General features: G+C 61.6%; 22 protein-coding genes. 19 read left to right on the forward strand and 3 right to left on the reverse strand.

The annotated features are described in order from the left end of the window. Positions 1-100: 100 nt before the first annotated feature. Positions 101-1057, forward strand: coding sequence for a LysR family transcriptional regulator (locus HAV21_RS13730; RefSeq protein ID WP_166842096.1), 957 nt, complete (start codon positions 101-103; stop codon positions 1055-1057). An 84-nt stretch (positions 1058-1141) separates the two neighbouring features. Here the strand turns inward: HAV21_RS13730 and HAV21_RS13735 are convergent, their stop codons facing one another. Further along, on the reverse strand, positions 1142-1918 hold the full coding sequence (locus HAV21_RS13735) for a type 1 glutamine amidotransferase domain-containing protein (protein ID WP_142939349.1): 777 nt from the start codon (positions 1916-1918) through the stop codon (positions 1142-1144). Positions 1919-2124: 206 nt separating this feature from the next. On the opposite strand from HAV21_RS13735, the gene HAV21_RS13740 reads away from it, so the two are divergent. From HAV21_RS13740 to HAV21_RS13775, 8 genes are all read left to right on the forward strand, one after another. Further along, a complete protein-coding gene (locus tag HAV21_RS13740) occupies positions 2125-3192 on the forward strand; it encodes a LacI family DNA-binding transcriptional regulator (RefSeq protein ID WP_142939348.1) in 1068 nt (355 codons plus the stop codon). A 78-nt stretch (positions 3193-3270) separates the two neighbouring features. After that, a complete protein-coding gene (locus HAV21_RS13745; RefSeq protein WP_166842097.1) occupies positions 3271-4944 on the forward strand; it encodes an ABC transporter substrate-binding protein in 1674 nt (557 codons plus the stop codon). 131 nt (positions 4945-5075) lie between these two features. Continuing rightward, positions 5076-6053 (forward strand): ABC transporter permease, encoded by a 978-nt coding sequence (locus HAV21_RS13750; protein WP_166842098.1) that lies wholly within the window; start codon positions 5076-5078, stop codon positions 6051-6053. A gap of 10 nt (positions 6054-6063) precedes the next feature. Beyond that, positions 6064-7002, forward strand: a complete 939-nt coding sequence (locus HAV21_RS13755) for an ABC transporter permease (protein ID WP_142939345.1) — start codon at positions 6064-6066, stop codon at positions 7000-7002. After that, entirely contained in the window at positions 6999-7961 is a 963-nt protein-coding gene (locus HAV21_RS13760; RefSeq protein WP_166842099.1) for an ABC transporter ATP-binding protein, read from the forward strand. Before HAV21_RS13755 ends, HAV21_RS13760 begins: the two co-directional genes overlap by 4 nt. Continuing rightward, complete coding sequence (locus HAV21_RS13765) at positions 7958-9052, forward strand: ATP-binding cassette domain-containing protein (RefSeq protein WP_166842100.1); 1095 nt, start codon at positions 7958-7960, stop codon at positions 9050-9052. Before HAV21_RS13760 ends, HAV21_RS13765 begins: the two co-directional genes overlap by 4 nt. Beyond that, a complete protein-coding gene (locus HAV21_RS13770; protein WP_166842101.1) occupies positions 9049-10611 on the forward strand; it encodes a glycoside hydrolase family 32 protein in 1563 nt (520 codons plus the stop codon). Before HAV21_RS13765 ends, HAV21_RS13770 begins: the two co-directional genes overlap by 4 nt. A 133-nt stretch (positions 10612-10744) precedes the next feature. Continuing rightward, positions 10745-12169, forward strand: coding sequence for a glycoside hydrolase family 32 protein (locus tag HAV21_RS13775; protein WP_166842135.1), 1425 nt, complete (start codon positions 10745-10747; stop codon positions 12167-12169). A 166-nt stretch (positions 12170-12335) separates the two neighbouring features. Here HAV21_RS13775 and HAV21_RS13780 read toward each other — a convergent pair whose 3' ends face one another. Then, complete coding sequence (locus HAV21_RS13780; protein WP_166842102.1) at positions 12336-13781, reverse strand: SLC13 family permease; 1446 nt, start codon at positions 13779-13781, stop codon at positions 12336-12338. Positions 13782-13793: 12 nt separating this feature from the next. Then, complete coding sequence (locus HAV21_RS13785) at positions 13794-14906, reverse strand: PrpF domain-containing protein (protein WP_166842103.1); 1113 nt, start codon at positions 14904-14906, stop codon at positions 13794-13796. 241 nt (positions 14907-15147) lie between these two features. Here HAV21_RS13785 and HAV21_RS13790 point away from each other — a divergent pair, with 241 nt between their 5' ends. From HAV21_RS13790 to HAV21_RS13835, 10 genes are all read left to right on the forward strand, one after another. Continuing rightward, positions 15148-16086 (forward strand): LysR family transcriptional regulator, encoded by a 939-nt coding sequence (locus HAV21_RS13790; protein ID WP_166842136.1) that lies wholly within the window; start codon positions 15148-15150, stop codon positions 16084-16086. Between the two features lie 274 nt (positions 16087-16360). Continuing rightward, positions 16361-16765 carry a tautomerase family protein gene (locus HAV21_RS13795; RefSeq protein ID WP_166842104.1) on the forward strand — a complete coding sequence of 135 codons (405 nt, stop codon included), beginning with the start codon at positions 16361-16363 and terminating at the stop codon, positions 16763-16765. A 162-nt stretch (positions 16766-16927) separates the two neighbouring features. After that, on the forward strand, positions 16928-17947 hold the full coding sequence (gene iolC, locus HAV21_RS13800) for a 5-dehydro-2-deoxygluconokinase (protein ID WP_166842105.1): 1020 nt from the start codon (positions 16928-16930) through the stop codon (positions 17945-17947). After that, positions 17944-18906 (forward strand): deoxyribose-phosphate aldolase, encoded by a 963-nt coding sequence (locus HAV21_RS13805; protein ID WP_142939336.1) that lies wholly within the window; start codon positions 17944-17946, stop codon positions 18904-18906. The genes iolC and HAV21_RS13805 overlap by 4 nt, the downstream gene beginning before the upstream one ends. Positions 18907-18912: 6 nt before the next feature. Continuing rightward, entirely contained in the window at positions 18913-20859 is a 1947-nt protein-coding gene (iolD, locus tag HAV21_RS13810) for a 3D-(3,5/4)-trihydroxycyclohexane-1,2-dione acylhydrolase (decyclizing) (RefSeq protein WP_208096818.1), read from the forward strand. 45 nt (positions 20860-20904) lie between these two features. Continuing rightward, a complete protein-coding gene (locus tag HAV21_RS13815; RefSeq protein WP_166842106.1) occupies positions 20905-22416 on the forward strand; it encodes a CoA-acylating methylmalonate-semialdehyde dehydrogenase in 1512 nt (503 codons plus the stop codon). Positions 22417-22449: 33 nt separating this feature from the next. Continuing rightward, entirely contained in the window at positions 22450-23367 is a 918-nt protein-coding gene (locus tag HAV21_RS13820; RefSeq protein WP_142939334.1) for a sugar phosphate isomerase/epimerase, read from the forward strand. Positions 23368-23429: 62 nt separating this feature from the next. Then, entirely contained in the window at positions 23430-24443 is a 1014-nt protein-coding gene (locus HAV21_RS13825; protein WP_142939333.1) for a Gfo/Idh/MocA family oxidoreductase, read from the forward strand. Between the two features lie 12 nt (positions 24444-24455). Then, positions 24456-25331, forward strand: a complete 876-nt coding sequence (locus HAV21_RS13830; RefSeq protein WP_166842107.1) for a sugar phosphate isomerase/epimerase — start codon at positions 24456-24458, stop codon at positions 25329-25331. After that, complete coding sequence (locus HAV21_RS13835; protein WP_166842108.1) at positions 25328-26758, forward strand: sugar porter family MFS transporter; 1431 nt, start codon at positions 25328-25330, stop codon at positions 26756-26758. Before HAV21_RS13830 ends, HAV21_RS13835 begins: the two co-directional genes overlap by 4 nt. Positions 26759-26911: the final 153 nt, after the last annotated feature.

Raw genomic sequence — 26911 nt, forward strand, 5'->3', positions numbered from 1 at the left:
TCGGCAAATACTGGCATGGCTCGCCGTCATGGTCCTTGTCCGGGCCCGCGGCTCGTGGGCACGCAAGCTAATGTCCTTCTCCTGTGGATAACCTAGGGGCATGAAGAACCTGGATCTGAACCTCTTGCCACAACTCCAGGTTCTGCTGGAGCTGCGGAACGTTTCCCGGGCTGCGGAACGGCTCCAGCTCAGCCAGCCGGCCACAAGTGCGGCGATGGCCAGGCTGCGGAGGCATTTCGACGACGAACTTTTGGTCCGTAACGGCCGCAGCTACGAGCTCACTCCCTTCGCGCAGTCTTTGGTCCCGCTGGTTGACGAAGCCATGCTTCACATTCAGCGGGCCACGCGCGTCAGGTCCGGATTCGATCCCACCACCAGTGAACGTGAGTTCGTGATTGCCGCATCCGATTATGCCGCGGCACTCATCGTGGGGCCCCTGAGGGGAATCCTGCGGCAGGAGGCTCCGCATGTGGTGGTGGACATCGTCCCCACGTCCGGGGTTCAGGGCGCCTTGGCTGACTATTCCAGAATGGACCTGCTGGTGGGGCCGATAGGCTACAAGATGCAAGGAACCACGAAACAACTGTTCCGGGACAGTTTTGTGGCCGTGGCCGATGCAGGAAGCCCTCTTCTGCAGTTGCCGCGGCTGACCTTGGAGGACATCGTGGGGGTGCCGCACGCCGTGGGGTATTTCGGCGAGGGCATCAGCACGCCGGCGGACAAACTCTTTGAAAAGCGCGGTGTTCGGCGACGCGTGGCCGCTGTGGTGGCCGGCTTCCTGTCCCTGCCTTTAATGGTGGAGGGGACGGACCTTGTTGCGCTGGTTCCGCGCATGCTGGCATCCAGGGCGCAGCGGGGGGCGAGCATCGAGGTCCTGGAGTTCGCAGGGGAGTTGGAAGCGGCCTTGGTGGAAGCCATGTATTGGCATCCATCCCTGACAGAGGATCCCGCAAATGCGTGGCTCCGTTCCGTGGTGCAGCGCGCCTGCTCACAGCTCCATGAGATCTTTCATGTGACGGCTCATCCGGTCACCATCACGGCGGATCAGGCCAGTTAGCCCGGGAACGGTCGGGCGCCCCCACGGATGGGGGCGCCCGGATCAGAGTTGGCGGCCTAGCGCAGGGTACGTAACCCCATGGGACTAGTGATCGGCGTCCGCCGCATCTTTCTTGGCGGACTTTTCCGCGTCCTTCTCTGCGCGCAATGCCTCGGACTCGTGTTGCTCGTCGGCCTTTTCCTGATGGATGACCTGGGCGAAGAGCTTCTCCATCTCCTTGGCGACACCTGCCGCTGAGGCTGGATTCTGGCCTGTTACCAGGCGCTCGTCCACCGCAACTTTCTCTTCAAAGACACCTGCGGAAACATGGCGGGCACCCTGCTCCTCCAAGCGGTCGGCCAGGAAGAACGGAATAACCTTGTCCTTGCCGGCAGCTACTTCCTCGTCATTGGTAAACGCGGCTACGTCGCGTCCTTGGACGAGTCGGAACCCGTTTTTTAGTTCCACATTCAGCAGACCGGCAGGACCGTGGCACACAGCTCCTACCAGACCTCCGGCGTCGTAGACGCTGGCTACCAGCCGCTGCAGTCCTTCGCTGTCCGGGAAGTCCCACATAGTGCCGTGCCCGCCTACGAGGTAGACGGCATCGTATTGGCCGGGATCCACGACGTCCACGCGGGCGGTGTTGTACAGCCCGGCGCGCGTGGTCTCATCCTGGGTAAAGGCAACCTGGATGGGGTCATCTGTATCTACCTCGTCGCTGGGAGGCTGGCCGCCCTTGATGGAGGCGAAGTCGACGAAGTGGCCTGAATCTTTGAAGACTTTCCAAGGATGTGCGGCCTCGGCGACGTTGTAACCGGTCTTCTCTCCCGTATCGCCGAGCTCGGAAACGCTGGTCAGTACCATGAGGATTTTCTTCATGAAGTGCTCCTTTCGTCCAACGTCCACCCTACGCCCCTTCCGTTTTTAGCCCTCCGGGCAGCCTGTTGACAGACGCGAAGTAACGCGGGTAACCTAAGTCACATGTTCACCGGGTAACGCGCGTTACCAACAGGGTTACCGGTGAGCAGCCAGATCATGAAGCTCTGGCACACCCTCGGATCGAACAAGAGCACCCGGAGCATTCAATGGCGAAAACCACCCCTGACGAGGCCGTGCCCGTGCGGCAGCGGGGAGTCACCATGAAGGACGTTGCCAACCACGCCGGCGTCTCCCGGACTGCAGTCTCGTTTGTGCTGAGCAACCGCGAAAACGCAAGCATTTCCGAGGAAACCCGCACCCGGATCAACCAGGCCGTGCAGGAGCTGGGTTACCGGCCCAACGCCGGTGCACGTGCTTTGGCATCCCGGCGCAGTGACTGGTACGGCATCGTGACAGAGATCGTCACGGCACCGTTCGCTGTCGACATCATTAAGGGAGCCCAAGACCAAGCCTGGCTTGACCGCCGGTTCCTACTCATCGCGCCCTCCGACCAGGCCGATGCCGTAGGACCCAACCAGGGCTTGGAAGATGCTGCAACTGAACAGCTGTTGGAACAACGAGTGGAAGGACTCCTGTACGCAGCCACGTTTCACCGGGGCGTCCATGTTCCGGCGAGCGCCAATGAAGTACCCACCGTGTTGATCAATTGCTTCGATGCGGATGGAAAGCTGCCCTCGATCGTCCCTGACGAGCGTGGGGGTGGCCGGGTGGCCGTCGAACGGTTGCTCCAAGCCGGCCATACGCGGATTGGAGTCATCAATCTTGACCCGGTTATTCCTGCTTCAGTGGGGCGTTTGGAGGGTGCACGCGAAGCACTCGCCGCAGCCGGACTGGAGCTTGACCCGGAATTGGTGGTATCCGGATATGCAACGGCTGACGGCGGCTACGAAGCTGCCTGCCACATCCTGGATCGCTACCCGGAAAGCGGCAGGCCAACGGCGCTGTTCTGCCTCAATGACCGGATGGCGATGGGCGCCTATGACGCCATCAAGGAACGGGGCCTGACCATCCCCGGGGACATCGCCGTGATCGGCTTCGACAACCAGGAACTTATTGCGGCCTACCTGCGGCCAAAATTGACCACGGTTGCGTTGCCCTTCGAGAAAATGGGCGCCTTGGGCGTCCAAACGCTCGCCGCTCTCACAGCAGGACAGCCGATCCTTGCCGACCAGCAATTGGTCGACTGTCCGCTGCTAGAACGCTCTTCGGTCTGACCGCGAAATCAACGTCGAAGAGCAACCCTTACCCACCCCTTCACCTTGCACGATGAAGATAGGAAAGAGACAACCATCATGACACAACCCCGATACTTCCGGGCTGCCCGGATGACGGCGGCAAGCCTTGCAGTGGGCGCGATGCTGCTCACCGGCTGCACGGCAAATGTCACCAAGACAAGCACTTCCGACGCCGGAGCGAACGCCAGCGCGTTTCTCACCATTCCGCGTGAGGACATGGGAACGTTCGTGCAGAACTTCAACCCGTTCGCCCCCACGGTGAACCCGATGGTTCAGCAGTCCATCTACGAATCCCTCCTGATCTTCAACCCGGCAAAGGGAGATACGGTGCCGTGGCTGGCCACTGAGTGGAAGTCGGCGGAGGACGGCAAATCGGTCACCTTCACCCTTCGTGACGGTGTGAAGTGGTCTGACGGGCAGCCGTTCGTGGCTGACGATGTTGCTTTCACGTTCGAACTTCAGAAGAAGATCAAGGGCGGTTTTGAATACCTGGACACCGTCACGGCCGAGGGCAATAAGGTCACGTTCAACTTCAACAAGCCGTGGTCTCCGGCCCTCTATGATGTGGGTCAGCTGATCATCCTGCCCAAGCACGTATGGTCCGCATTGCCGGACCCGGAGAAGGATGCAAACGCCAAGCCCGTGGGCACTGGACCATACACCGAGGTTGATACTTTCCAGGCGCAGTCCTTCGTGCTCAAGAAGAACCCCAATTACTGGCAGCCGGAAAAGCAGAAAATCGCCGGCATCAAGATGCTCGCTTTTGCAGGAAACGACGGCGCCAACCTCGCCGCCGCAAACGGGGACGTGGACTGGGCTCCGCAGTACATTCCCAACATTGAAAAGACGTTTGTCTCCAAGGACAAGGAACACCGCCAGTACTGGTTCCCGGCCACCGGTGCCATGATCAACTGGCAGCTGAACACCACCAAAGCGCCGTTCAACGATGTTGATGTCCGCAAGGCGCTGAGCATGGCCGTGGACCGCGATCAGGTCACCAAGATCGGTATGAGCGGCTATGCCAAGCCGGCGGACTGCACTGGACTCTCCGGTAACTATGAGACGTGGAAGAACGCCGCGGTCAAGGACAACTGCACGTGGACCAACCACGATGTGCAAAAAGCCAACGAGCTTCTGGATAAGGCGGGCTACCCCAAGGGAGCTGACGGGAAGCGCACGTTCAAGGACGGGAAGCCCTTCGAGTTCAAGATCTCCGTGGGTGCGACGTCCTCTGATTGGCTGTCCGTGGCCAACGTAATCGCGCAGAACCTTGCCGAGGTGGGCGTTACTGCCAAGGTGGAGTCCCCTGACTGGGCGGCAGTGGTTGCCGGTTACGAGACAGGCGACTTCGATTCCGGGATCGTCTGGAGCGCTAACGACCCCAGCCCGTACAAGTACTTCAACACCTCCATGGGCACCGCCACGGTGAAGCCGGTAGGCACCAAGACCTTTGATAACTACCACCGCTTCGGCGACACAAAGGCCGATGCCCTCCTGGCCGACTTCGCTGCGGAAGCTGACGAGTCCAAGCAAAAGGACATCGCCAACAAGCTGCAGGAAGAATACAACGACGTCGCACCGTTGGTGCCGCTGTTCTCCGGACCTGAATGGGGTGCCTTCAATGACACCCGATTCACCGGATGGCCCACGGAGGAGAACCCGTACGCCACCCTCTCCGTCCGTTCACCCACAACGGTGCTCGTCCTGACCACGCTGGAACCGCGCAAGTAATCCCTGGCAGGCCTCACGCCGCCGCATCAGCGCTGGCACGCCCGGCGGCACCCTGCCGCTGACCCGGCCTCCCCGCCGGGCGTGCCGCTTCACTTTCCGCAATCCCCGCAATTCCCGAATGGAGGGAAACCGTGCGCTTCATCCTGCGCCGCCTGGGTTTCTACCTGATCGCCTTCTGGGCATCCATCACCCTAAATTTCCTGCTCCCGCGATTCATGCCGGGCGACCCCGTGTCCCGTATGTTCGCCCGCTCCCAGGACCGAATGCAGCCCGAACAGATCGAGGCCCTGCGCAAGCTGCTGGGTGTTGATGACCGGCCCATTTGGGAGCAGTACATCGACTACATTCACAACATTTTCACTGGGCAGATGGGTGTCTCCATCTCGCGTTTCCCCACCCCGGTCACCGAGGTCATCTCGTCCCAAATCGGCTGGACACTCCTGCTGGGCGGAACCGCACTGGTGATCGCCGCCGTCGTTGGTAACCTGCTGGGAATCCTGGCGGCTTGGCGCCGTGGCGGCGCGATCGACTCCGCGCTCCCGCCCGTGCTGGTTTTCATCGGCTCGTTCCCCTACTTCTGGCTGGCCATGGGTGCGCTGTACCTCTTCGGCGTGGTGCTGGGATGGTTCCCCATCAGGCACGCTTTCACGGACGGATTGGAACCGGCATTTACGTCGGAGTTCATCGGCGACGTCGGCGCCCACCTTGTGTTGCCCGCGCTGACGATCGTGCTGGTTTCGATCGGCGGCTGGATGCTCGGCATGAGGAACACCATGATTGCCACCAATTCCGAGGACTACATCACCATGGCCGAAGCCAAGGGACTGCGCCCTGGCCGCATCATGCTCCGCTACGCAGCCCGCAACGCCATGCTCCCGTCGGTGACCAGTTTTGGCATGGGACTGGGATTCGTGGTGGGTGGTGCGCTGCTCACAGAGGTGGTGTTCGCCTACCCCGGCGTTGGTTACCAGCTCCTCAACGCTGTCCAAGGCCTCGACTATCCGCTCATGCAGGGCCTGTTCCTGACCATCACCGCCGCTGTGCTGCTGGCCAACTTCCTGGTGGACATCCTCTACGTCCGCCTCGACCCGCGCGTGCGCAGCAACTAGAGGACCGATCATGACTACCGCACTTCTGAAGCAGCCAACACCAACACAGGCTGTCCGCAAGCCCAACCGCAGCTTCGTCCACGGCCTCATCAGCAACAAGAAAGCGCTGACGGGCATGGCCGTGATGGTCATCTTCCTTGCACTGGCACTGCTGGCGCCGGTGCTGTTCCCGGGTGACCCATCAAGGATCACCGCGATGGCCTCCCTGGAACCATCGGCCGAGCACTGGCTTGGCACTACCGCCAAAGGACAGGACGTGCTCGCCCTGACCGTCCACGGCTCACGTAGTTCGCTGTTCGTGGGACTGACTGTGGGCGTGGCGTCCACTTTCATCGGCATCCTGGTGGGTCTGGCCTCGGCGTACTTCGGCAAATTCATTGACGAAGCACTGTCCCTGGTCACCAACGTTTTTCTGTTGCTGCCCGGCCTGCCATTGCTGGTCATCCTGGCCGCCTTCCTCCCGCCGGGCCTGGGCACAGTGATCCTGGTTCTTGTGGTCACCGGGTGGGCCGGGTCAGCCCGCGTCCTGCGCTCACAAGCACTATCCATCCGCTCCAAGGACTTTGTGGCCGCGGCCGTAGTTTCCGGCGAACGGGCAGGCCGGATCATGTTCCGCGAGATCCTGCCCAACATGGCCTCGATCGTCATGGGCACCCTCCTGGCCTGCGTGATTTATGGAATCGGCGCCCAAGCGGGCCTGGAGTTCCTGGGACTGGGCGATGTCAGCACGGTCTCCTGGGGAAACAACCTCTTCTGGGCCGGTAACGAAGGTGCCCTGCTGACCGGCAGTTGGTGGGTCTTTGTACCCTCCGGCGTGTGCATCGCGCTGGTGGCCTTCGCCCTTGCACTGATCAACTACGCGGTGGACGAAGTCACCAACCCGCGGCTCCGAAAGATCAAAACGCCCAAAACAACACCCGCGAAAGCCGAAAGGAGCGCCGCCAAATGACCATCTCCCAAGTTTCCTTCGGCTCCCACCAGCCTGTCCTGGAGGTCAAGAACCTCACGGTGCAGTACGTCGGCGATACCCGCTCCACCACTGCCGTCGATCACGTTTCCTTCAGCATCGGCACCGGCGAGGTGTTCGGTCTCGCGGGGGAGTCCGGATGCGGTAAATCCACCATTGCCAACTCGATCATGAGGCTCCTGAAGGATCCCGCGAAGATCGCCGGCGGCAGCATTTCCTTTGGCGGCAAGGACGTCCTGGCCATGACTCCGGAGGAGCTGCGGCGCTTCCGCTGGCAGGACGTGGCCATGGTGTTCCAATCGGCCATGAACTCGCTCAATCCGGTGCTGACCATCGGCGAACAGATCGTTGATATCTTCACGACCCATGCCGGCTATTCCCGCAAGGAATCAATGCGGCGAGCCGGGGAACTGCTGGAACTGGTAAGAATCGAACCCTCCCGGCTCAAGTCCTACCCGCACCAGCTCTCAGGCGGCATGCGTCAACGAGCTGTGATTGCCATGGCTGTAGCGCTCAAGCCGTCACTCTTGATCCTGGACGAGCCAACTACCGCACTGGATGTGGTGGTTCAGCAGGAAATAATGGCCCAGATCAAGGAGCTCCAGCGCGAGCTCGGTTTCTCTGTCCTGTTCATTACGCACGACATGTCTCTCATGGTGGAACTCTCGCACCGCATGGCCGTGATGTATGGCGGGCGGATGGTGGAAACCGCCAAGGCCCATGACGTCTACGCCAACCCCCGTCACCCGTACACCCAAGCGCTGATGGGCGCGTTCCCGCCGCTCACCGGCCCCCGCGTCCCATTGACGGGACTGCCCGACGGCGTGAAGTTCCGCAACATCCCGGACCTCGCTGAGGTGGCACCCGGCCACTTTGTAGCCCCGTTTGTCGCCGACACTTCGGTGGTCAATTCCGTCAACCTGGAAGGAGCCGCACGATGAGCCACTCACTGATGACCCCGGCGGCCGTGTCCACCACCGGCACCCCTGCCCTGGAAATTCGCGGCCTGGGAAAGACTTTCCCCATTGGCGGTTTGTTCTCCCGCGATTCTGTCCGCGCCCTCCACGGGATCGACCTGAGCATCGCCAAAGGCGAAATCGTAGCGCTCGTGGGGGAGTCCGGTTCCGGCAAGAGCACCTTGGCCCGCTGTGTGGCGCGGCTCGAAAAGCCTAGTTCAGGGGAAATCCTGATTGACGGCGTCGACGTCCTCAAACGCGACCGGTTCCAAGCATCGCGTGCGTTCCGATCAAAACTGCAGATGGTGTTCCAAGACCCCTTCGGTTCACTGAACCCGGCCCACAGGATGGATCACTTCCTGCGGCGCTCGTTGGCGATCCACGGCAGGAGCGGCGGAAGCGAGCGGGAGACCCAGCGGCGGCTCGAAGAACTCATGACCACCGTTGGCCTTCAGGCTGACATGCTGAACTCGTATCCGCACGAGCTCTCCGGCGGCCAGCGCCAACGCGTTGCGATCGCCCGGGCCCTCGCCGTTGAACCGCAGGTCATCCTGGCTGATGAGCCCACGTCCATGCTGGACGTTTCTGTCCGGATCGGCGTGCTGAACCTGATGCGCAAGCTCCGCGACGAGCAGGGCATCTCCATGCTCTACATCACCCACGACCTCGCGTCCGCACGGTACTTGGCAGACAGGACCGCGGTCATGTTCGCCGGTGAACTGGTTGAAGAAGGCGAGTCCTTGGACCTTCTGGCCAATCCTGCCCACCCCTACACGCAACTGCTGGTTTCAGCTGTCCCTGACCCGGCCCGTGCAGGCTCCTATGATCCGGTCCGCAGGGCAGAACTGCGGCAAGCGGTCATGGCCTCAACGCACTGCACGTTCTACGGCGATCCGAACCAAGCATGCTCGTCCGAGGAACCTGTGCGCCATCAGGTGGGTGACCCCGAAAACCGTCACTGGGTTCGCTGCCACCTCTACCGGCCGTGGGCTGCTGCCGGCAGTCATGCCTTGGTCAGTGAACCAACCCAAACCAGCCACCCGGCGTCGAACGCTCACGAAGAGGCTTCCGCATGACTGAACTTACCCACCCGCTCGCCACCGTTCCGCGCGACGAACTGCTGTCCCGCGCCGAGGCCGACCCCCTTCGCCCGCGATTCCACTTCGTTTCACCGGCCGGTTGGCTCAACGATCCCAACGGGGTCAGCCAGTGGAACGGCACGTACCACTTGTTCTACCAATACAACCCTGAGGGTGCTTTTCATCACCGGATTCAGTGGGGCCATGCCACCAGCTCGGACCTGGTCACCTGGACTGATCAGCCCGTGGCTTTGGAGCCATCCGCGGGACCGGATGCCGAGGGCTGCTGGTCCGGGGTGTTGGTGAACGACGACGGCACACCCACCTTGGTGTACTCCGGACGGTTCGCGGACAAGGAGTTGCCCTGCGTCGCCATAGGATCCCCTGACCTTCTGGACTGGACCAAGGATCCCGGGAACCCCGTGATCGCAGCGCCGCCTGCAGGGGTGGACATCACTGCCTACCGCGATCACTGCGTATGGCGCGAGGGGACCGTGTGGAGGCAGTTGGTAGGCTCAGGAATTCGTCATCGCGGCGGTACGGCGTTCTTGTACGAGTCTTCGGACTTGAGATCGTGGGACTACGTGGGGCCGCTGTTCATCGGAGATGCCTCACAGGGTGACCCGGCGGACACTGACTGGACCGGGACCATGTGGGAATGCGTTGATCTGTTCCGGGCAGGACAAGGTTCTTTAGGATCCGCACCTGCTGACGACTCGCCTGATGTGCTGGTTTTCTCCGCATGGAACGACGGCGAAACCCGCCACCCGCTGTACTGGACCGGTCGCTACGTCGGAAATTCCTTCGAACCGGAGGCTTTGCACCGGCTGGACTTTGGGGGTCGCTTTTTCTACGCCCCGCAGTCTTTCCAGGATGAGTCCGGTCGACGTGTCATGTTCGGCTGGATGCAGGAAGGTCGCAGCGACGCAGCCATGGTGGAGGCCGGCTGGTCCGGGGTGATGAGCTTGCCGCGGCTCACCACGGTGGCCAACGACGGAACCCTGGAGTTTGCACCGGTTCCCGAAATCGCGAAACTCCGTCGCAACCACGTCAGCGTGCCGGCCCAGGTTTTGGTGGGGGCTGGAACGCCACTGGATACCCGTGTGTCCGGCAACCAGCTGGACCTTGAGCTGGACCTACACCTTGCCCCTGGTGCGGAGGTTCGCCTCGGCGTGCTCGTGTCCACGGATGGTGCTGAGGAAACGCTCATCATGCTGAGCCGGGCTGCTGACGAAACCCCAACAGGCACTCTTCGCCTTGACCGGACCCGCAGCAGCCTCAACCCTGCCGTTGACGTTGAGGACAAGTCCGGCCCCATTCCCATGACTAATGGGCGAGTTCGCCTGCGCGTTCTGGTGGACCGGTCCGCCGTCGAAATTTTCGCCAATGGCAAGCCGCTCACGGCCCGTATCTACCCAACCCTCGGCGGCGAGCGCGTGACGCTGGCAGCCACCGAAGGTTCGGTGCGGATCCTCTCCTTCGATGCCTGGACCATGGCCGGGGTCTTTGAAGAGACCCGTAGCCTGCAGCCGGAACGGAAGAAAACCCATGGATGAATCACTGTCAGTCTCCCGCCGCGGACTTCTGACCGGCGCTGGCGCTGTTGCGCTGGGCGGGTCCATCGCGCTCTCCACTCCTGGAGGACCCGCTATGGCGGTGGGCGGCCCAGCCTCGAAAGGATCATCCCGGATGCGCCCTGTCTATCACTTCAGCGTGACCGACAACTGGAAGAACGATCCCCAACGACCCATCTACCTTGACGGGGAGTACCACTACTACTACCTGTACAACGCTGACTACATCAAGGGCGGTGGCGGCACGTCCTGGCGCAGGGCCACCACCACGGATCACGTCGCATTCCGGGATCGCGGAGTGGCGATACCCAAGTTCAGCAACGGCAACGGCGATTGTTGGTCCGGATGTCTGGTGGTTGATGATGCCAATACTGCCGGATATGGTGCTGGAGCCGTCATAGCCCTAGTTACCCAGGCTCCGGAAGGCCGGCAGGCACAATACCTCTGGTACTCCACGGACAGGGGGCGCTCTTTCACGCCCGGCGGCGAGGCGCCGGTACTGCCCAACCCGGGGGTGCACGATTTCCGAGACCCCAAGGTGATCTGGGACGCAGACCGCGGCCGGTGGTTCATGGCCAATGCCGAGGGGCAGAAGCTGGGTTTTTACACTTCCCCGGACCTGCGGTCCTGGAAACGTGTTGGCGAATTTCTTCGCAGCGACCTGGGGCTGCTGGAGTGCCCTGACCTCTTCAAGATGACTGCCGACGACGGCACCTCGCACTGGGTCCTTGGTACCAGTGCCAATGGCAAGGGGCGCGGGTTGCCTGCGACGTATGCGTATTGGACTGGAGCTTTTGACGGCAGCTCCTTCACCCCCGACCTCGCCGAGCCGGAATGGCTTGATTATGGCTTCGACTTTTATGGCGCAGTGACCTACCCGCATCACGATGCGACGGGTGCGGAGGACCCAACCCTCCGACGGGCAATCGGCTGGGCCAATTTCTGGGATTACCCCCACAACACGCCAACCCTTTCCACTGACGGCTACAACGGCGATGACATGATTGTCCGCGATGTCCGGCTCAAGCGTGGAAGCGACGCCTATTACCTCGCCTCAGCGCCCACATCTGCCCTGAGCGATCACGTGAAGCGCACACATCGACTAGGTGATGTGGCGGTTGCCGGTACTCATGACCTGAAGATCCGCTCGAATGCTTACGATCTGAGCTGCGAGGTGGTGTGGGATCCGGCCGCGCCGCCGGCCAATCTCGGGTTGGAGGTATGCCGCGCACCAGGTGGAGGCAGGCATGTGGCCGCCGGTGCGTTCCTGCGTGGCTCGTTTACGTACGTCAACCGCCGCCCCACCGTTAACCCCACTGCGGGGGAAACCCAAACCGCGATGGATCCCACCACTGGCAGACTTACGCTCCGCATCCTTGTGGATCGCACCAGCGTCGAAGTGTTCGTCGGCGATGGGCGCGTGGTGCACTCGCACCGGGCTTTCCCCCTTGAAGGTGATGACGGCATCCGCCTTTACGCCCATGAAGGATCGGCCACATTCCAGGACCTGACCATCCGTGAGCTCAAAGTCACGCCCTAGCCCCACCCAAAAATAACGAAGGGCAGGACCACTGGTGGGTGGTCCTGCCCTTGGTGCGATGGGTCGCGCCCCTGCGCCCGGAGGTCGGGTTACCTGTTGCGATGGTGTGCCGGAGCGGTTCCTACGCGTACCGAACCTGTTCTTCGGCGTTTAGTAATACGTTGAGCTACATGATGCCCGTTGGTACAAGCAATGCCCAAGCGAGTGCGGGTGCCACCAAAACCACTCCGCCGGCGTACATCATCAGCTGCTTATAGACGCGCTGACGGTCATCCTCGCGAGCGTTGGCCACCACCAACGCGCCGTCGGTGGAGAACGGCGATACGTCCACCACGGTGGCGGCGATCGCCAGGGCCGCAACGGTTCCCGATGCACTGAGCGAACTCGTTGCCAGCAAAGGACCAGCCAGAGGGATGAAAGCTGTCAGCAGCGCGGTGGAGGAGGCGAAAGCGGAGCCGACGCCGATGACATAGCAGAGTACCAGGGCAATGAGGAGAGGTGCTCCGAGGGCCAGGGCTTGCTCTGCGAGGGTGTCGATGACGCCAACGTGCTGCAGGAGGGAAACGTAAGTGATCATTCCGGCGACGAGCAGCACGGTGGACCAGGAGACTCCGCCGATGAAGGTTTGGTGCTCCCTAATGTTGACCAGCGCCAGCAGGAGTCCCGCCGAGAGGGCGACGAAGCCGATGGGCATGTGGAAGCCCAAGGCGCAGACAAGCATGGCCACGATGAGCCCCAGCGTCAGGATCTGCTGGCCGTGCGGGCGGGTGGGTCGTGCTTCGAGCTCGGCGTGCTGGCCTGCGGCGCCGTCGCGGAGTTTACCCAAAAGGGCGAACAGCACCACGGTGAGTACGGACAGGATCAGATTCAGTGCGAAGCTCGCTCCGAAAAGTGCGCCCTGGGAGATTGGGAAGCCGTTCTTGACAGCAATGTCATGCACCAGGACACCCGCCACGGACAGCGGGGAGAAGCCGCCTGCGTGGGCTCCGTTGATGATGAATGCGCCCATAAGAACCGGGTGGATGCGTGACTCGTAGGCCAGGCCGATCGCAGCCGGTGCCAGCAGAGCCACGGCGGCGGGGGAGAACGTGCCCAGGGCGGTCAGTGATGCTGCGAGCAGGAAGAATACCCACGGCAGCAGCAGAGTCTTTCCACGAACAAGCCTGACGCAGTTTTGGACGATGATGTCGATGGTCCCGTTCCGCTGGGCCATGCTGAAGAAGTAGGTAACACCGATGATGGTGATCACGATGTTCGCCGGGAAATCGGCCAGGATCTCCTTGTCGGTCATACCCAGCATGAAGTAGCCAACCCCGAAGGACGCCACGAGTCCCATGACGCCGATGTTCAGTGGCCACTTGGTGGCGACGACGAACATCACCACAAGGATTACCAGCGGGATGATCTGGATGGCAGTCATGGTCGGCTCCGATTCAGGGGTGGCCGCCGGGTTGAAGATGGCACCCCCGAACAGGATGGCAAACAGACCCAGGATGACTGAAGCGGCAACCGTTATCAGCAGGATACGGCGGCGGTTGCCGGGTCGCTGGGAACGCTCTTCCCGGATGTCGCTCTCAGCCTCGGGAGCTGGTGTGGAAATAGTCTTAGCCATGGTTGTTTCTCCTCATCGAGTGGCTGTTGCTAGTGAGGCTTCGACGACGTTGCCGAGAGTCTCCGGGAGGTGAATGATGCTGGAGGCGATGGTGCGCGCTGTTCGGTCTACGCCCACCAGAAGGGACCCATCTAGTTCCTCGCTCCAGGTTTCGATGACGCCGGCAGGTGTCCGCAGTTTCAGGACTGCCTGGGGTGCGTCGCCGGTGATGTCGTTCATTACCGTGCCCGGGGTGCGGGCGGCGAGTGTGAGGGCGATGCTGCCGGTGATGGCCAACGCCGGATGGGGCTTGCCCATCGACAGCATCATGACGTTGACGTCGCACTCCGGCCCGGTGGGTGGGCCGACGATTGCGAGCTTGGGAACGGCGCGTGCGGCTTCGGCTGGAGTTGCTGCCATTCCCATTCGGACCGCTGCCTGACGACGGATGACGTCCAGGGTATCCAGGTGCAATTCCACGCTGGCCTTCCACGTCTCGTAGCGGGCTGTGTCCAGTCCAAGTTCCTCGGCCCGGACGATGACTACCGGGGCGCCGGCATCCACCATCGATACGGTCCAGCGGGTTCCGCCGGCCATGATCGTGTCTGACGCCTCACCCGTGGGGAGCAGATGTCCGGTGGTCTTGCCGGCCGGATCTTGGAAGCCAAGACCGACTTTGTAGCCGGGAAACACGACGCCGGGCATGTGCGCGTCCGGGGTGATCGGCAGCGCGCCGGCAGGTGTGGAAACCCGCTGGATGATGATCTGGCCCGTGTTGGTGTTACGGGTGACGATGCGGGTGGAATCGGCGTCGGGCACGACCCAGCCTTTCTCGATGGCGTAGAGGCCGACGACGGCGGAGCAGTTCCCGCAGTTGCTGCCCCAGTCAACGGTGGCCTCCTCGATGCCCACCTGGGCGAAGGTGAATTCGACGTCCACCCCCGGGTTCGCCGGTCGGCTGAGGATCATTGCCTTACTGGTAGTCGATGTAGCCCCGCCCACCCCATCGATTTGCCGGGTATCGGGGCTTCCAAAGAGTCGTGGCAGGAGATCGTCCAGGTTGGCGTTGGCCGTATCCAGGTGTTCAGTTTCAAAGACCCAGCACTTGCTGGTTCCTCCGCGCATCCATTCAGCTTCGATCTTCATTGTGCTTCCCTGCCTCTCGTGGCAATCCTGCAAAGTTTGTTTGCCTGTTACGAGGATGATCCGAATCACATATGAAGACAATGTTGGATAAATGAGGGGGAGTGTAGTGATCCTTCATTCACTGTGTAGGCAGGGTTAGGCGGAGCTTGAAGATTGCGAAAACCTTGGTTTCCACCCTGCTGCAGGCGCTGAATGCCGTGCAACTGCTTAGAATGAACCAAGTATGGAGAAGGGTGAAGCGATGCTTAACGATGAAAGTTTGGATTTATTTGATATCCGGCGACTTGCCCTCCTGGTGGAGGTGGTGGAACAGGGATCGATCACCGCGGCGGCGGACATCATGATGTATTCGCCATCGGCTGTCTCGCAGCAGCTGCGCAAATTGGAGCAGGAAGTGGGGCAGCCCCTGCTCAACCGGCGGTCCCGCGGTGTTGTCCCCACGGAGGCGGGGCAGGTGCTGGCAGGACATGCGCGGAAGATCGTGGGACAGATGCGCGCCGCCCGGTCCGACCTTGGCCAGATTGCCGGTTTGAACCGCGGCTCATTGACGGTTGGCACGTTCCCTACACTGGCCGGTTCATTTTTGCCCTTAGTGATCCGCGCCTTCAAGAAGCGCTACCCGGCGATTGGTCTCTCAGTGCGCAGCGCCCGCTTCGATGAATTGGTCTCGGACCTCGAATCCGGAGTGACCGGGTTGTGCTTGCTCTGGGACTACCCCTGGAACCGCTTCAACGACGAATCCATTCGGGTCACGGAAGTCTTCCAAGAGAGCACGGTGATCCTTGTGGCCAAGGGGCACCCTTTGGCCGATCGCGACGAGGTGACCATGAAAGACCTCCGAAAGGAATCGTGGATAGTCCGCGCAGAGGCGCACCCGGTAGTGGAGGTACTTCAACGCTCCGCCCACGACGCCGGCTTTGAACCAAACATCGGATTCCTTGCCAACGATTACCAAGAGGCTCAAGCCATGGTCAGCGTCGGCATGGGGGTGGCGATGGCCCCCAAGACAGCGGTGGCCTTGCAGCATCCGGATGTCAGGGTCCTCAGCCTGGGGGCCGAGGCACCCCTGCGCCGGGTTCTCTTGGCCCAACGCCAGGACAAGGTCTATGCGCCTGCGGAGGTGGCGTTCCACTCCACCCTGTTGGAAATAGCCCGTGAACGAGGCAACGAGTATCTCTGAGGTGGTGCATGGCATCGGACGCGCTAGGGCAGTGGGTCGACCCTTGGTACAGGCGTAGCGTTCGCTGACCCTGGTGGTTATCACCTATCACGTGGCCTTGGTGAGGCGCATGTGCCATTGGGTGGCAGTCGTCCACCCACCTTCGATTACCGCCACCCCCCTTGCCGCCCGCGGCCGGGGGGTTGTTTGTTGTTGGCACCAAGGGAATCACGGCACCCTTGAATTTCGAAGATGCAGTTTGTTAGTATGACAGGACAAATTAGGAGAGAAAAACATGCCGCTTGTTCGAATCGACGTCAATCAAGGCCGCACCCCGGAGGAATTGACCGCGCTGAGCCGCGCTGTTCACGATGCCATCCTTGCGGAATATGGGATACCGGAGCGCGATTACTTCCACATTCTCACCGAGCATCCCCAGGGTCAGATTATTGCCCAGGACGCCGGCCTCGGGTTTGAGCGCACTTCCGGGATGGTGATGATCCAGATCTTTACGCAGGGTGGCCGCAGCCAGGATGCCAAGAGTTCGTTATTTGCGGCAATCGCCAGCAGTCTGGCTGAGGTGGGAGTGCCGGGTGAGGACGTCTTTGTGGGCTATGTGGAGAACTCGCCAGGTGACTGGTCGTTCGGCTTTGGCCGCAGTCAGTATGTCACAGGCGAACTGGCCGTGCCGAGCAAATAATGGCACCCGGTGTCATGTTGTAAATATGTCAGTACAAACCTTTGACAGGACATTGAATCTGGTGCAAAGTAGTCCTGTGGCCCCGCTCACTGAGGGGTGGCAAGGCATTGGGGCCCAGCGCTCAAAGGTTTAGAGTTCACAAGAGAAAGGTCAACGATCATCGTGACCCACGAACTGCTTACGATCGGGCGCATCAGCGTTGATATCTACCCGAACGACATCGGAGTGGACCTTGAGGACGTAACGTCCTTTGGGAAATACCTTGGAGGTTCGCCCTCCAACGTAGCCGTCGCCGCGGCGCGTCACGGCCGACGCGCGGGCGTCATCACCCGTACCGGCGATGACGCCTTCGGAAACTACCTGCACCGGGAACTGCACAAGTTCAATGTGGACGATTCTTTCGTCTCCGCGGTCAAGGAATACCCCACGGCGGTGACCTTCTGCGCGATCAAACCGGCCACGGACGAATTCCCACTCTACTTTTACGGCCGTTTTCCCTCGGCACCGGACCTGCAGATCAAGGCTGCAGAGCTGGACCTGGCGGCCATCCGTGACGCTGGCATTTTCTGGTCCACCGTCACCGGCCTGTGCCAGGAACCCAGCCGCGAAGCCCACATCAAAGCCCATCAGGCCCGGCCCCGTGCCGGACTGAAGCAAGGTCAGTTCACCATCTTGGATCTGGACTACCGTCCCATGTTCTGGGCCTCCGAAGCCGAAGCCCGCACCGAAGTTGCCAAGGTGCTCCCGCATGTGACCGTCGCGATCGGCAACGACAAGGAATGCGCTGTTGCCGTGGGTGAGGGAACGCCCGACGAACAGGCAGACCGCCTGCTGGCCGCCGGCGTCGAAATTGCCGTCGTGAAGCTTGGCGCGGAAGGCGTGATGGCCAAAACCCGCACCGAGCGCGTGGTCTCCGCCCCTGTCCCGGTGGAAACCGTCAATGGCCTGGGTGCCGGCGACTCCTTTGGCGGCGCCTTCTGTCACGGGCTGCTGTCCGGTTGGCCGCTGTCCGAGGTCCTGGACTACGCGAACGCCTCCGGTGCGATCGTCGCCTCACGCCTCTCCTGCGCTGATGCCATGCCGACGCCGGACGAGGTCACCTCGCTGCTCACTGAACGAGGCCGCCCCATCCCCGGTGCGGCTCTCGAAGCCTCCACCCTTGCAGAAGGAGCAGTTCGTTGAGCGCCAACGATGACCCCCGCCGTTACGAGCATTTGAGCCGTATCAGGTTGGAGGACCCCGAGGCCGTGGCCCGCGCTGCAGCCACCCGCCGCCGTCACCCCGGCCTGAAACACAACACGCAGAACTTCATCGTCGCTGCAGACCATCCTGCCCGCGGCGCCCTCGCCGTTGGTCCACAGCCCATGGCCATGGCGGATCGCAGGGACCTCCTGGACCGTCTGCAGATTGCCTTGGCGAACCCTGCCGTTGATGGCATCCTCGCCTCGCCGGACATCATGGACGACCTCCTGCTGCTGGGGGCCTTGGAAGGCAAACTCGTCTTCGGTTCCATGAACCGTGGTGGACTGGCCGGCCTGGTCAACGAGTTCGATGACCGTTTCACCGGCCATACTGCCGCTGCGCTGGAAGCGCTCGGTGCCGATGGCGGCAAAATGCTCACACGCATCTGCCTCGGCGACCCGGACACTGTGGCCACTCTTGAAGCCACGGCGAAAGCCATCGATTCGCTGGCCGAGCGCAAGCTCATCGCTATGGTTGAGCCGTTCCTCTCTGTCCGTGATGCGCACGGAAAGGTCCGCAACGACCTCCGTGCAGATGCCGTGATCAAGTCTGTGGGTATTGCCGAAGGCCTTGGTTCCACTAGCGCCTATACCTGGATGAAGCTCCCGGTGGTGGCTGAGATGGAACGCGTCATGGCGTCCACCACCATGCCCACTGTGTTGTTGGGTGGTGACCCTGACGGAAGTCAGGACGAGGTGTTCGCCAGCTGGCAGGCAGCTCTGGCATTGCCAGGCGTCCGCGGCCTCACGGTGGGCAGGACGTTGCTTTACCCGCACGACGGCGATGTGGCGGGTGCCGTTGCGACTGCGGCCTCGCTGCTGAACAACACTGCGCCCGTGGCCGCCGCTGCGGACAAGCGCACCTTGGCAGACCGTATTCCAGTGAAAGTATCGGAGTAGCTAGCAATGGGTACAGCAACCCGTCGGATGACCGTGGCGCAGGCTGTGGTCGAATTCCTTTCCAAGCAGTACACCGTGGACTCCATCAACGGTGTGGACTACCGCGAGCGGTTGATTCCGGGCACGTTCGGGATCTTCGGGCACGGCAATGTGGCCGGTGTTGGTCAGGCATTGAAGCAGTACCAGGCTGCGGATCCTACGATCATGCCGTACTACCAGGGCCGCAATGAGCAGGCCCAGGTGCACCAAGCCGTGGGCTACGCACGGCACACGCGTCGCCGGCAGACGTTCGCGATCAGCACTTCCATTGGTCCGGGTTCCTCGAACCTGCTGACCGGTGCCGCATTGGCCACCACCAACCGCCTGCCCGTACTCCTGCTGCCCAGTGACACGTTCGCCACGCGCGCCGCGGATCCCGTACTGCAGCAGCTGGAGCTCCCGTACGCGTATGACATCACGGTCAACGATGCCTTCCGTCCGCTGTCCAAGTTCTTCGACCGGGTCTCCCGCCCGGAACAGCTCTTCTCAGCGTTCCACCACGGACTCCGCGTTCTGACAGACCCAGCCGAGACCGGCGCGGTCACGATTTCACTGCCGCAAGATGTCCAGGCCGAGGCTTTCGACGTTCCCGAAGAGTTCCTGGCCGAGCGGGAGTGGCGGATCCGCCGTCCCGAGGCCGAGGATGACGACATCCGCCGCGCCGTGGAGGCCATCCGGGCAGCTAAACGACCGCTGATCATCGCCGGCGGTGGAGTCCTTTACGCCTACGCCAATGATGAACTCGCCACATTTGCTGAGCTGACGGGCATTCCGGTGGGTAACACGCAGGCCGGTGTCGGTGTCCTGCCGTGGGACCACCAGCACTCGCTCGGTGCGGTCGGCTCCACCGGCACGACGGCGGCCAACGCCATCGCTGCCGAAGCGGACCTCATCATTGGCATCGGGACCCGCTACGAGGACTTCACTACCGCGTCCCGCACGGCGTTCCAGAACCCGGACGTGAAGTTCGTGAACATCAACGTTGCAGCGATTGACGCCTACAAGCATGGAACCACACTGCCGATCGTCGCCGATGCCCGCAAGGCACTGGTGAAGCTCAACCAGGCCTTAGGCGGGTACCGGGTGGGTGCCGATCTGGAAGACAAGGTCGCAGCGGAGAAGAAACGCTGGAACGCAACCGTGGACGAGGCCTTCGAGACCCGCTACACGCCGTTGCCGGCCCAGAACGAGATCATCGGTGCCACCAACAAGGCCATGGATGACCACGACGTTGTCATCTGCGCCGCCGGTTCCCTGCCCGGTGACCTGCACAAGATGTGGCGAGTCCGCGACCCCTTCGGCTACCACGTGGAATACGCCTACTCCTGCATGGGCTACGAAATTCCGGGAGGGCTGGGCGTGAAGCGCGCAGCCCTGGCCGAAGCCGCTGCCGGTGGTCCGGACAGGGATGTGGTGGTCATGGTGGGGGACGGCTCCTACCTGATGATGCACACCGAACTGGTCACCGCCGTCGCCGAACGCATCAAACTGATCGTGGTCCTCATCCAGAACCACGGCTACGCCTCCATCGGTTCACTGTCCGAATCACTCGGTTCCCAGCGCTTCGGCACGCAGTACCGGGTCCTGGACAAGGAACAGCACAGCTTCGACGCCGGCGAGAACCTTCCCATCGACCTCGCCACCAACGCAGAATCTCTGGGAGCCAAGGTCATCCGGATCGAACCTGGTGAGAACGTCATTGAGGCCCTCGGCGCCGCCATCAAGGAAGCCAAAGCGGCCCCGGAAACAGGCCCCATCGTGATCCACGTTGAGTCCGATCCTTTGCTGGATGCCCCGAGCTCCGAGTCCTGGTGGGATGTTCCCGTCTCGCAGGTCTCAGACCTCGAATCCACCCAGCAGGCCTACAAGACGTATACAGACCACAAGAACCGCCAGCGTAAGCTGCTCGGCTAGTCACAGCCCCGCCCTAAAAGCCACAGACCACAAGGAAGTCCGCACATGTCGACGACGACCACACTGACCACCATCCACCACTTCATCAACGGCGCTGAAACCACCGGCGAAGGCGACCGCACCCAGCCCGTCTACAATCCGGCCACCGGACAGGTTTCCGCGGAGCTGCGTCTGGCCAACGAAGCCGATCTGAACACCACGGTGGCTGCCGCGAAGAAGGCCGCGGAGTCCTGGGGCGATATTTCCCTTGCCAAGCGCACCGCGGTGTTGTTCAAGTTCCGTGAACTCGTCGCCGCACATGTCGATGACTTGGCCGAGCTGATCACCGCGGAGCACGGCAAGGTCCTCTCCGACGCTAAGGGCGAGATCGGCCGCGGCCTGGAAGTCATCGAGTTCGCCTGTGGCATCCCGCAGCTGCTCAAGGGCGACTACTCGGACCAGATCTCCACGGGCATCGATGTTTTCTCCTTCCGCGAGCCGCTGGGTGTGGTTGCAGGCATTACCCCGTTCAATTTCCCGGTCATGGTGCCGTTGTGGATGGCGCCGATGGCCATCGCTACCGGTAACGCGTTCATCCTCAAGCCCTCCGAGCGTGATCCGTCCGCCCCGATGCTGCTGGCCAAGCTCTGGAAGCAGGCCGGCCTGCCCGATGGCGTGTTCCAGGTCCTGCACGGTGGCAAGGAAACCGTCGACGGCCTGCTGACCCACCCGGACGTGGACGGCATCTCGTTTGTCGGCTCCACCCCGATCGCGCGGTACGTCCACGAGACAGCTACCAAGCACGGCAAGCGCGTGCAGGCCCTGGGCGGGGCGAAGAACCACGCCATCGTGATGCCCGACGCTGACCTCGACAACGCTGCCGATCACCTCGCCGCCGCCGCGTTCGGTTCCGCCGGTGAGCGTTGCATGGCGATCTCCGTCGCCGTTGCTGTGGGTGACGCAGCGGACCTGATCGTGAAAAAGGTCCAGGAACGCGCCTTGGCCATCAAGGTGAGCAACGGCACCGAACCCGACGCCGACATGGGCCCGGTCATCACCCCGGCCTCCAAAGAACGCATCGTCAAGATCGTCACCGAAGCCGAAACCGCCGGCGCCGCGATGGTGGTGGACGGCCGGGACTTGGTGGTCCCGGGCCACGAAGACGGCTTCTGGGTGGGCCCCACGGTGATCGATCACGTCAAGACCGAAATGACCGCGTACACCGAGGAAATCTTCGGACCCGTCCTGGTAGTGGTCCGCGTGGCCGACCTCGAAGAGGGCATCAAGCTTATTAACTCCAACCCGTACGGCAACGGCACCGCGATCTTCACCTCCTCGGGAGCGAACGCTCGTAAGTTCCAGCGCTCGGTGACCGTGGGCATGGTGGGCATCAACGTGCCGCTGCCCGTCCCGGTGGCCTACCACTCCTTCGGCGGGTGGAAGAACTCCCTCTTCGGCGACAAACACATCTACGGCCCCGAAGGCGTCTCCTTCTACACCCGAGGCAAAGTCATCACCTCCCGCTGGCCCGAACCCACCCATGCCTCCGGCGCCTCCTACAACTTCCCCTCCAACTAGATCCCCGCCGCCACAAAGGAAGACAAAGCCGTCATGACTGATGTCGAGAACAAGCTGATCATCGGCACCGCCCCCGACTCCTGGGGTGTGTGGTTTGCCGATGATCCCCAGCAAACACCGTGGGAGCGTTTCCTGGATGAGGTTGCCGAATCCGGTTACAAGTGGATTGAACTGGGTCCGTACGGCTACCTGCCAAACGACCCAACGCGCTTGGCAGAGGAGCTCAAGCAGCGCGACCTCAAGGTCACCGCAGGAACGGTCTTCACTGCTTTCCACCGTGGCGCGAAGCAATACGACGAAGCATGGGAGCCGGCCCGTAAGGTTGCTGAACTGACGGCAGCCATGGGCGGCGAACACATTGTGGTCATTCCCGCGATGTGGCGCGATGACGTTACCGGCGAAGCCGTGGAGAGCGGTGAACTTACCGACGAGCAGTGGGCTGACTTGTTCGCCGGCCACAACCGCATGGGCAAGGTGCTGCTGGAGGACTTTGGATTGAACCAGCAGTTCCACTCGCACGCTGACTCGCACGTCGGTGCGCAGAAGGACATCGAAACCCTGCTGGCAGCGACGGATCCGCAATACTTGAACCTGTGCCTGGACACCGGGCACGCTGAATACTGTGGTGCATCCAGCCTGGAACTCATCAAGAACTACCCGGACCGCATCGGCTACCTGCACCTCAAGCAGATCAACCCCGAGGTCCTTGCCGAGGTCAACGAGAAGAACATGACCTGGGCAGCTGCCAACCTGGCAGGCGTCATGACCGAACCGCCCAACGGCCTTCCGGACCTGCGCGCGGTGATCGAAGCGGTGGAAGGGCTCAACCGGCCGATTTTCGGCATCGTTGAACAGGACATGTACCCGGTAGCGTTCGATGTACCGATGCCCATCGCTAAACGAACCCGTAACTACCTGCTCTCCTGCGGCTCCCGTACGCGCATTCAGTAGTAACGCGGTCCACTAACGGCTGCCAGCAGCACCCCAGAAAAACCTCACGAAGGACAGATACAGTGACACAGAATCTCCGCGTTGCCGTCATCGGCGCGGGCCGCATGGGTGCGGACCACATCAAGCGTCTCAGCACGCGCATCCACGGCGCTGAAGTAGCCGCCGTCGTCGACGTTGACCTGGCCCGCGCGCAAGCCGCAATTGAAGGCATCGACGGTGCCGTTGCTCTTGCCAGTGCCGACGAAGCGCTCAACAACGGTGACGTGAACGCCGTCTTGATCGCCACCCCGGGCTTCCTCCACGAGGAAATCCTCTATAAGGCACTGAAGAAGGACTTCCCGATTCTTTGCGAGAAGCCGCTGACGCCGGATGCCGAGAGCGCTTGGAAAGTGGTCCAGGCTGAGCAGGCTTTGGGCCACAAGCGCATTCAGGTGGGGTTCATGCGCCGCTTCGATGCCGAGTACTCGGCCTTGGGCGCCATCATCCGCAACAGCGAATTGGGGGAGCTTTTGATGCTTCACCACCAGCACCGCAACCCGAGCACGCCCGAGGGCTTCACCAACGAGATGCTGATCAACGACTCCGTTGTCCACGAGTTCGATGCCATCCGCTACTTCACCGGTGAAGAAATCACCTCAGTCCAGGTCCGCCTGGGCAAGCCCACCCGCACTGCGCCCAGCGGCCAGCATGACCCCCAGCACGTTTTGCTGGAAACCGAATCCGGTGTGCTGGCCGACGTCGAAATCTACGTCAACGCCAAGTTCGGATACCAGGTGGCCACGCAGGCGTCCTTCGAGGATGGCATTGTGAGCATTGGCGGGGACAACGGCCCGTACGTCCAGTCAGCGGGCAAATGGGGCGGCAACGTCACCCCCGGTTTTGAAGAGCGTTTTGGAGCGGCGTACGACGTCGAGGTGCAGGCTTGGGTGGACGCCGCCCTTCGCAGTGAAATCGGCGGTCCCACTGCCTGGGACGGTTACGCCACCGCAGCCTGCTGCGAGGCAGGCGTCGAGGCCCAGAAGTCCGGCGAGAAGGTCAAGGTCCAGCTGAACACCAAGCCGGATCTCTACAAGTAGGGGATAGCCACCATGAAAATTGCACTGGATCCCACGCCGTTCCATCACAGCCACTCACTCCTTGAATTCCCGAGGGTGGCGGCAGATCTTGGCTACAAGTACCTGCAGATGACCCCCCATGCGGACCTCATCCCGTTCTTCAACCACCCCAAGGCCGATGACGAACTCGTCGGGAAACTTAAGGCAGCCTGTAAGGACGCCGGCGTCGAAATCGCCTCGGTCCTACCCGTCCTGCGCTGGTCGGGTCCGGACGAGGACGCCCGGGAAGCCGCAGTCCGTTACTGGAAGCGCGCCATCCAGATTGCAGTAGACCTCGGCGTCCAGACGATGAACACGGAGTTCAGCGGCCGTCCGGAGAAGGCCGAGGAGTCCGAGCGGGCGTTCTACCGCTCCATGGAGGAGCTGCTCCCGATCATCGAACGCGAGGGTCTGGACGTCCTGATTGATCCGCACCCGGACGACTTCGTGGAGGACGGCCTGGCCGCGCTCCGCGTCATCAGGGGCGTCAACTCGCCGAACATCGGCATGGTCTACGTCGCTTCGCACAGCTTCCACATGGGCAACAAGCCGTTGGAGATCATGCGGGCCGCGGGGGACAAGCTCCGTCTGGTGCATGTTTCGGACACCATGAACCACCACGCCTCCCACGGCCTTCGCTACATCACCAACCCTCCCGGCAACGCCGTCCGCGTCCACCAGCACCTGAAAATCGGCGACGGCGACGTGAACTGGGACGAGTTCTTTGGCGGTTTGAAGGAGATCGGCTTCCTGGACAAGGAGAACACCGTAATGGTCTCTTCGGTATTCGCCGAGGATGAGAACGCGGAGGATGTCTCCATTTACCAGTTGGAGACAATGAAGCAGCATATTCAAAAGGTCATCGCATGAGTGTTCCTCTACCTGCGGATACCAAACCGGGCGCTGTTAAGCACAAGAGGGCGCTCCGTACCGTGACAATCATTTCGACGTTCGGCGGCCTGCTTTTCGGTTACGACACCGGTGTGATCAACGGTGCTTTGCCCTACATGCAGGAGGACCTGGGTCTCACACCCCTCACTGAGGGACTGGTTACTTCCTCGCTGTTGTTCGGCGCAGCGTTCGGAGCTCTTCTGGGTGGCCGCCTCGCGGACCGCCACGGTCGCCGCAGGATGATCATGGTCCTGGCCATGATCTTCCTGCTAGGTACGCTCGCTTGCACGTTCGCTCCCACCACAGAGGTGATGGTTGTGGCGCGGTTTGTCCTTGGCTTAGCCGTCGGCGGCGCCTCAGTCACTGTGCCGGTCTACCTTGCCGAGGTTTCGCCCAGTGCACGGCGCGGTCGGATCGTCACCCAGAACGAGCTCATGATCGTCACTGGACAATTGCTGGCCTTTGTCTTCAATGCTTATCTGGGAAACAGCTTCGGTGAGGCAGGTGGAATCTGGCGCTGGATGCTGGTGATCGCAACCCTTCCGGCCATTGCCCTGTGGATTGGCATGAACTTCATGCCCGAGAGTCCTAGATGGCTGGCTTCCATAGGAAACTTTGGTGAGACGTTGAGCGTCCTGCGTCGCATACGTTCTCAGGAAGAAGCGCGGGTTGAGTTTGAAGACGTCAAAGCCATGGCCGTGGAGGACTACAAGTCCAAAATGGGTTCCTGGAAGGACCTTGGCATTCCTTGGCTGAGGAGAATATTTATGGTGGGTCTGGGGTTGGCTGTGATCCAGCAAATCACCGGCGTGAACTCCATCATGTACTACGGCACGCAGATCCTCGCCGAGTCTGGCTTCGGGAGGGAAGCTGCGCTGACGGCCAACATCGCCAACGGTGTAATCTCCGTTCTGGCTACGTTCGTGGGTATCTGGCTTCTGGGCAAGGTAGGGCGCCGAAAAATGCTCATCACCGGGCAGGTCGGCACTACCAGTGCGTTGCTGTTAATCGGAATATTCTCTATGGTTCTGCCGGAAGGTACTGCCCGGGGATTCGTCATTCTTGCTCTGACTGTCACGTTTCTCTCCTTTCAACAGGGAGCGATTTCTCCGGTCACGTGGTTGATGCTCTCGGAGATCTTCCCCCTTAAGATCCGAGGCCTTGGAATGGGCGCTTCTGCCTTCGTGTTGTGGATCGTCAACTTCTTGGTCGGCTTCGGATTCCCGCAATTGCTCGCCGCCATTGGCCTTTCCAACACCTTCTTCGTCTTTGCCGTTCTGGGCGTCGGGGCCATCGCGTTCGCCATGAAGTACATTCCCGAAACCAAGGACAAGAGCCTTGAGGATCTGGAGCATTACTTCAAAAACATCGCTGGCACGGCATCAGCGGACTCCAGAAGTCGCTGAACCTTCCTGCCGCCACACAAATCAACTGCTCAAGGGCAGTCCCGCTGAGTTGAACGGGACTGCCCTTTTGCATGCCCTGAAGAGAGAATCCACAAAGAAGTTACGTGTTTACATCCTAATGTCAGGACAAAGTATTGACTTATGTGCTGGAGA

Source organism: Paenarthrobacter sp. MSM-2-10-13 (genome assembly GCF_011605365.1).
In the GTDB taxonomy this organism is placed as follows: domain Bacteria; phylum Actinomycetota; class Actinomycetes; order Actinomycetales; family Micrococcaceae; genus Arthrobacter.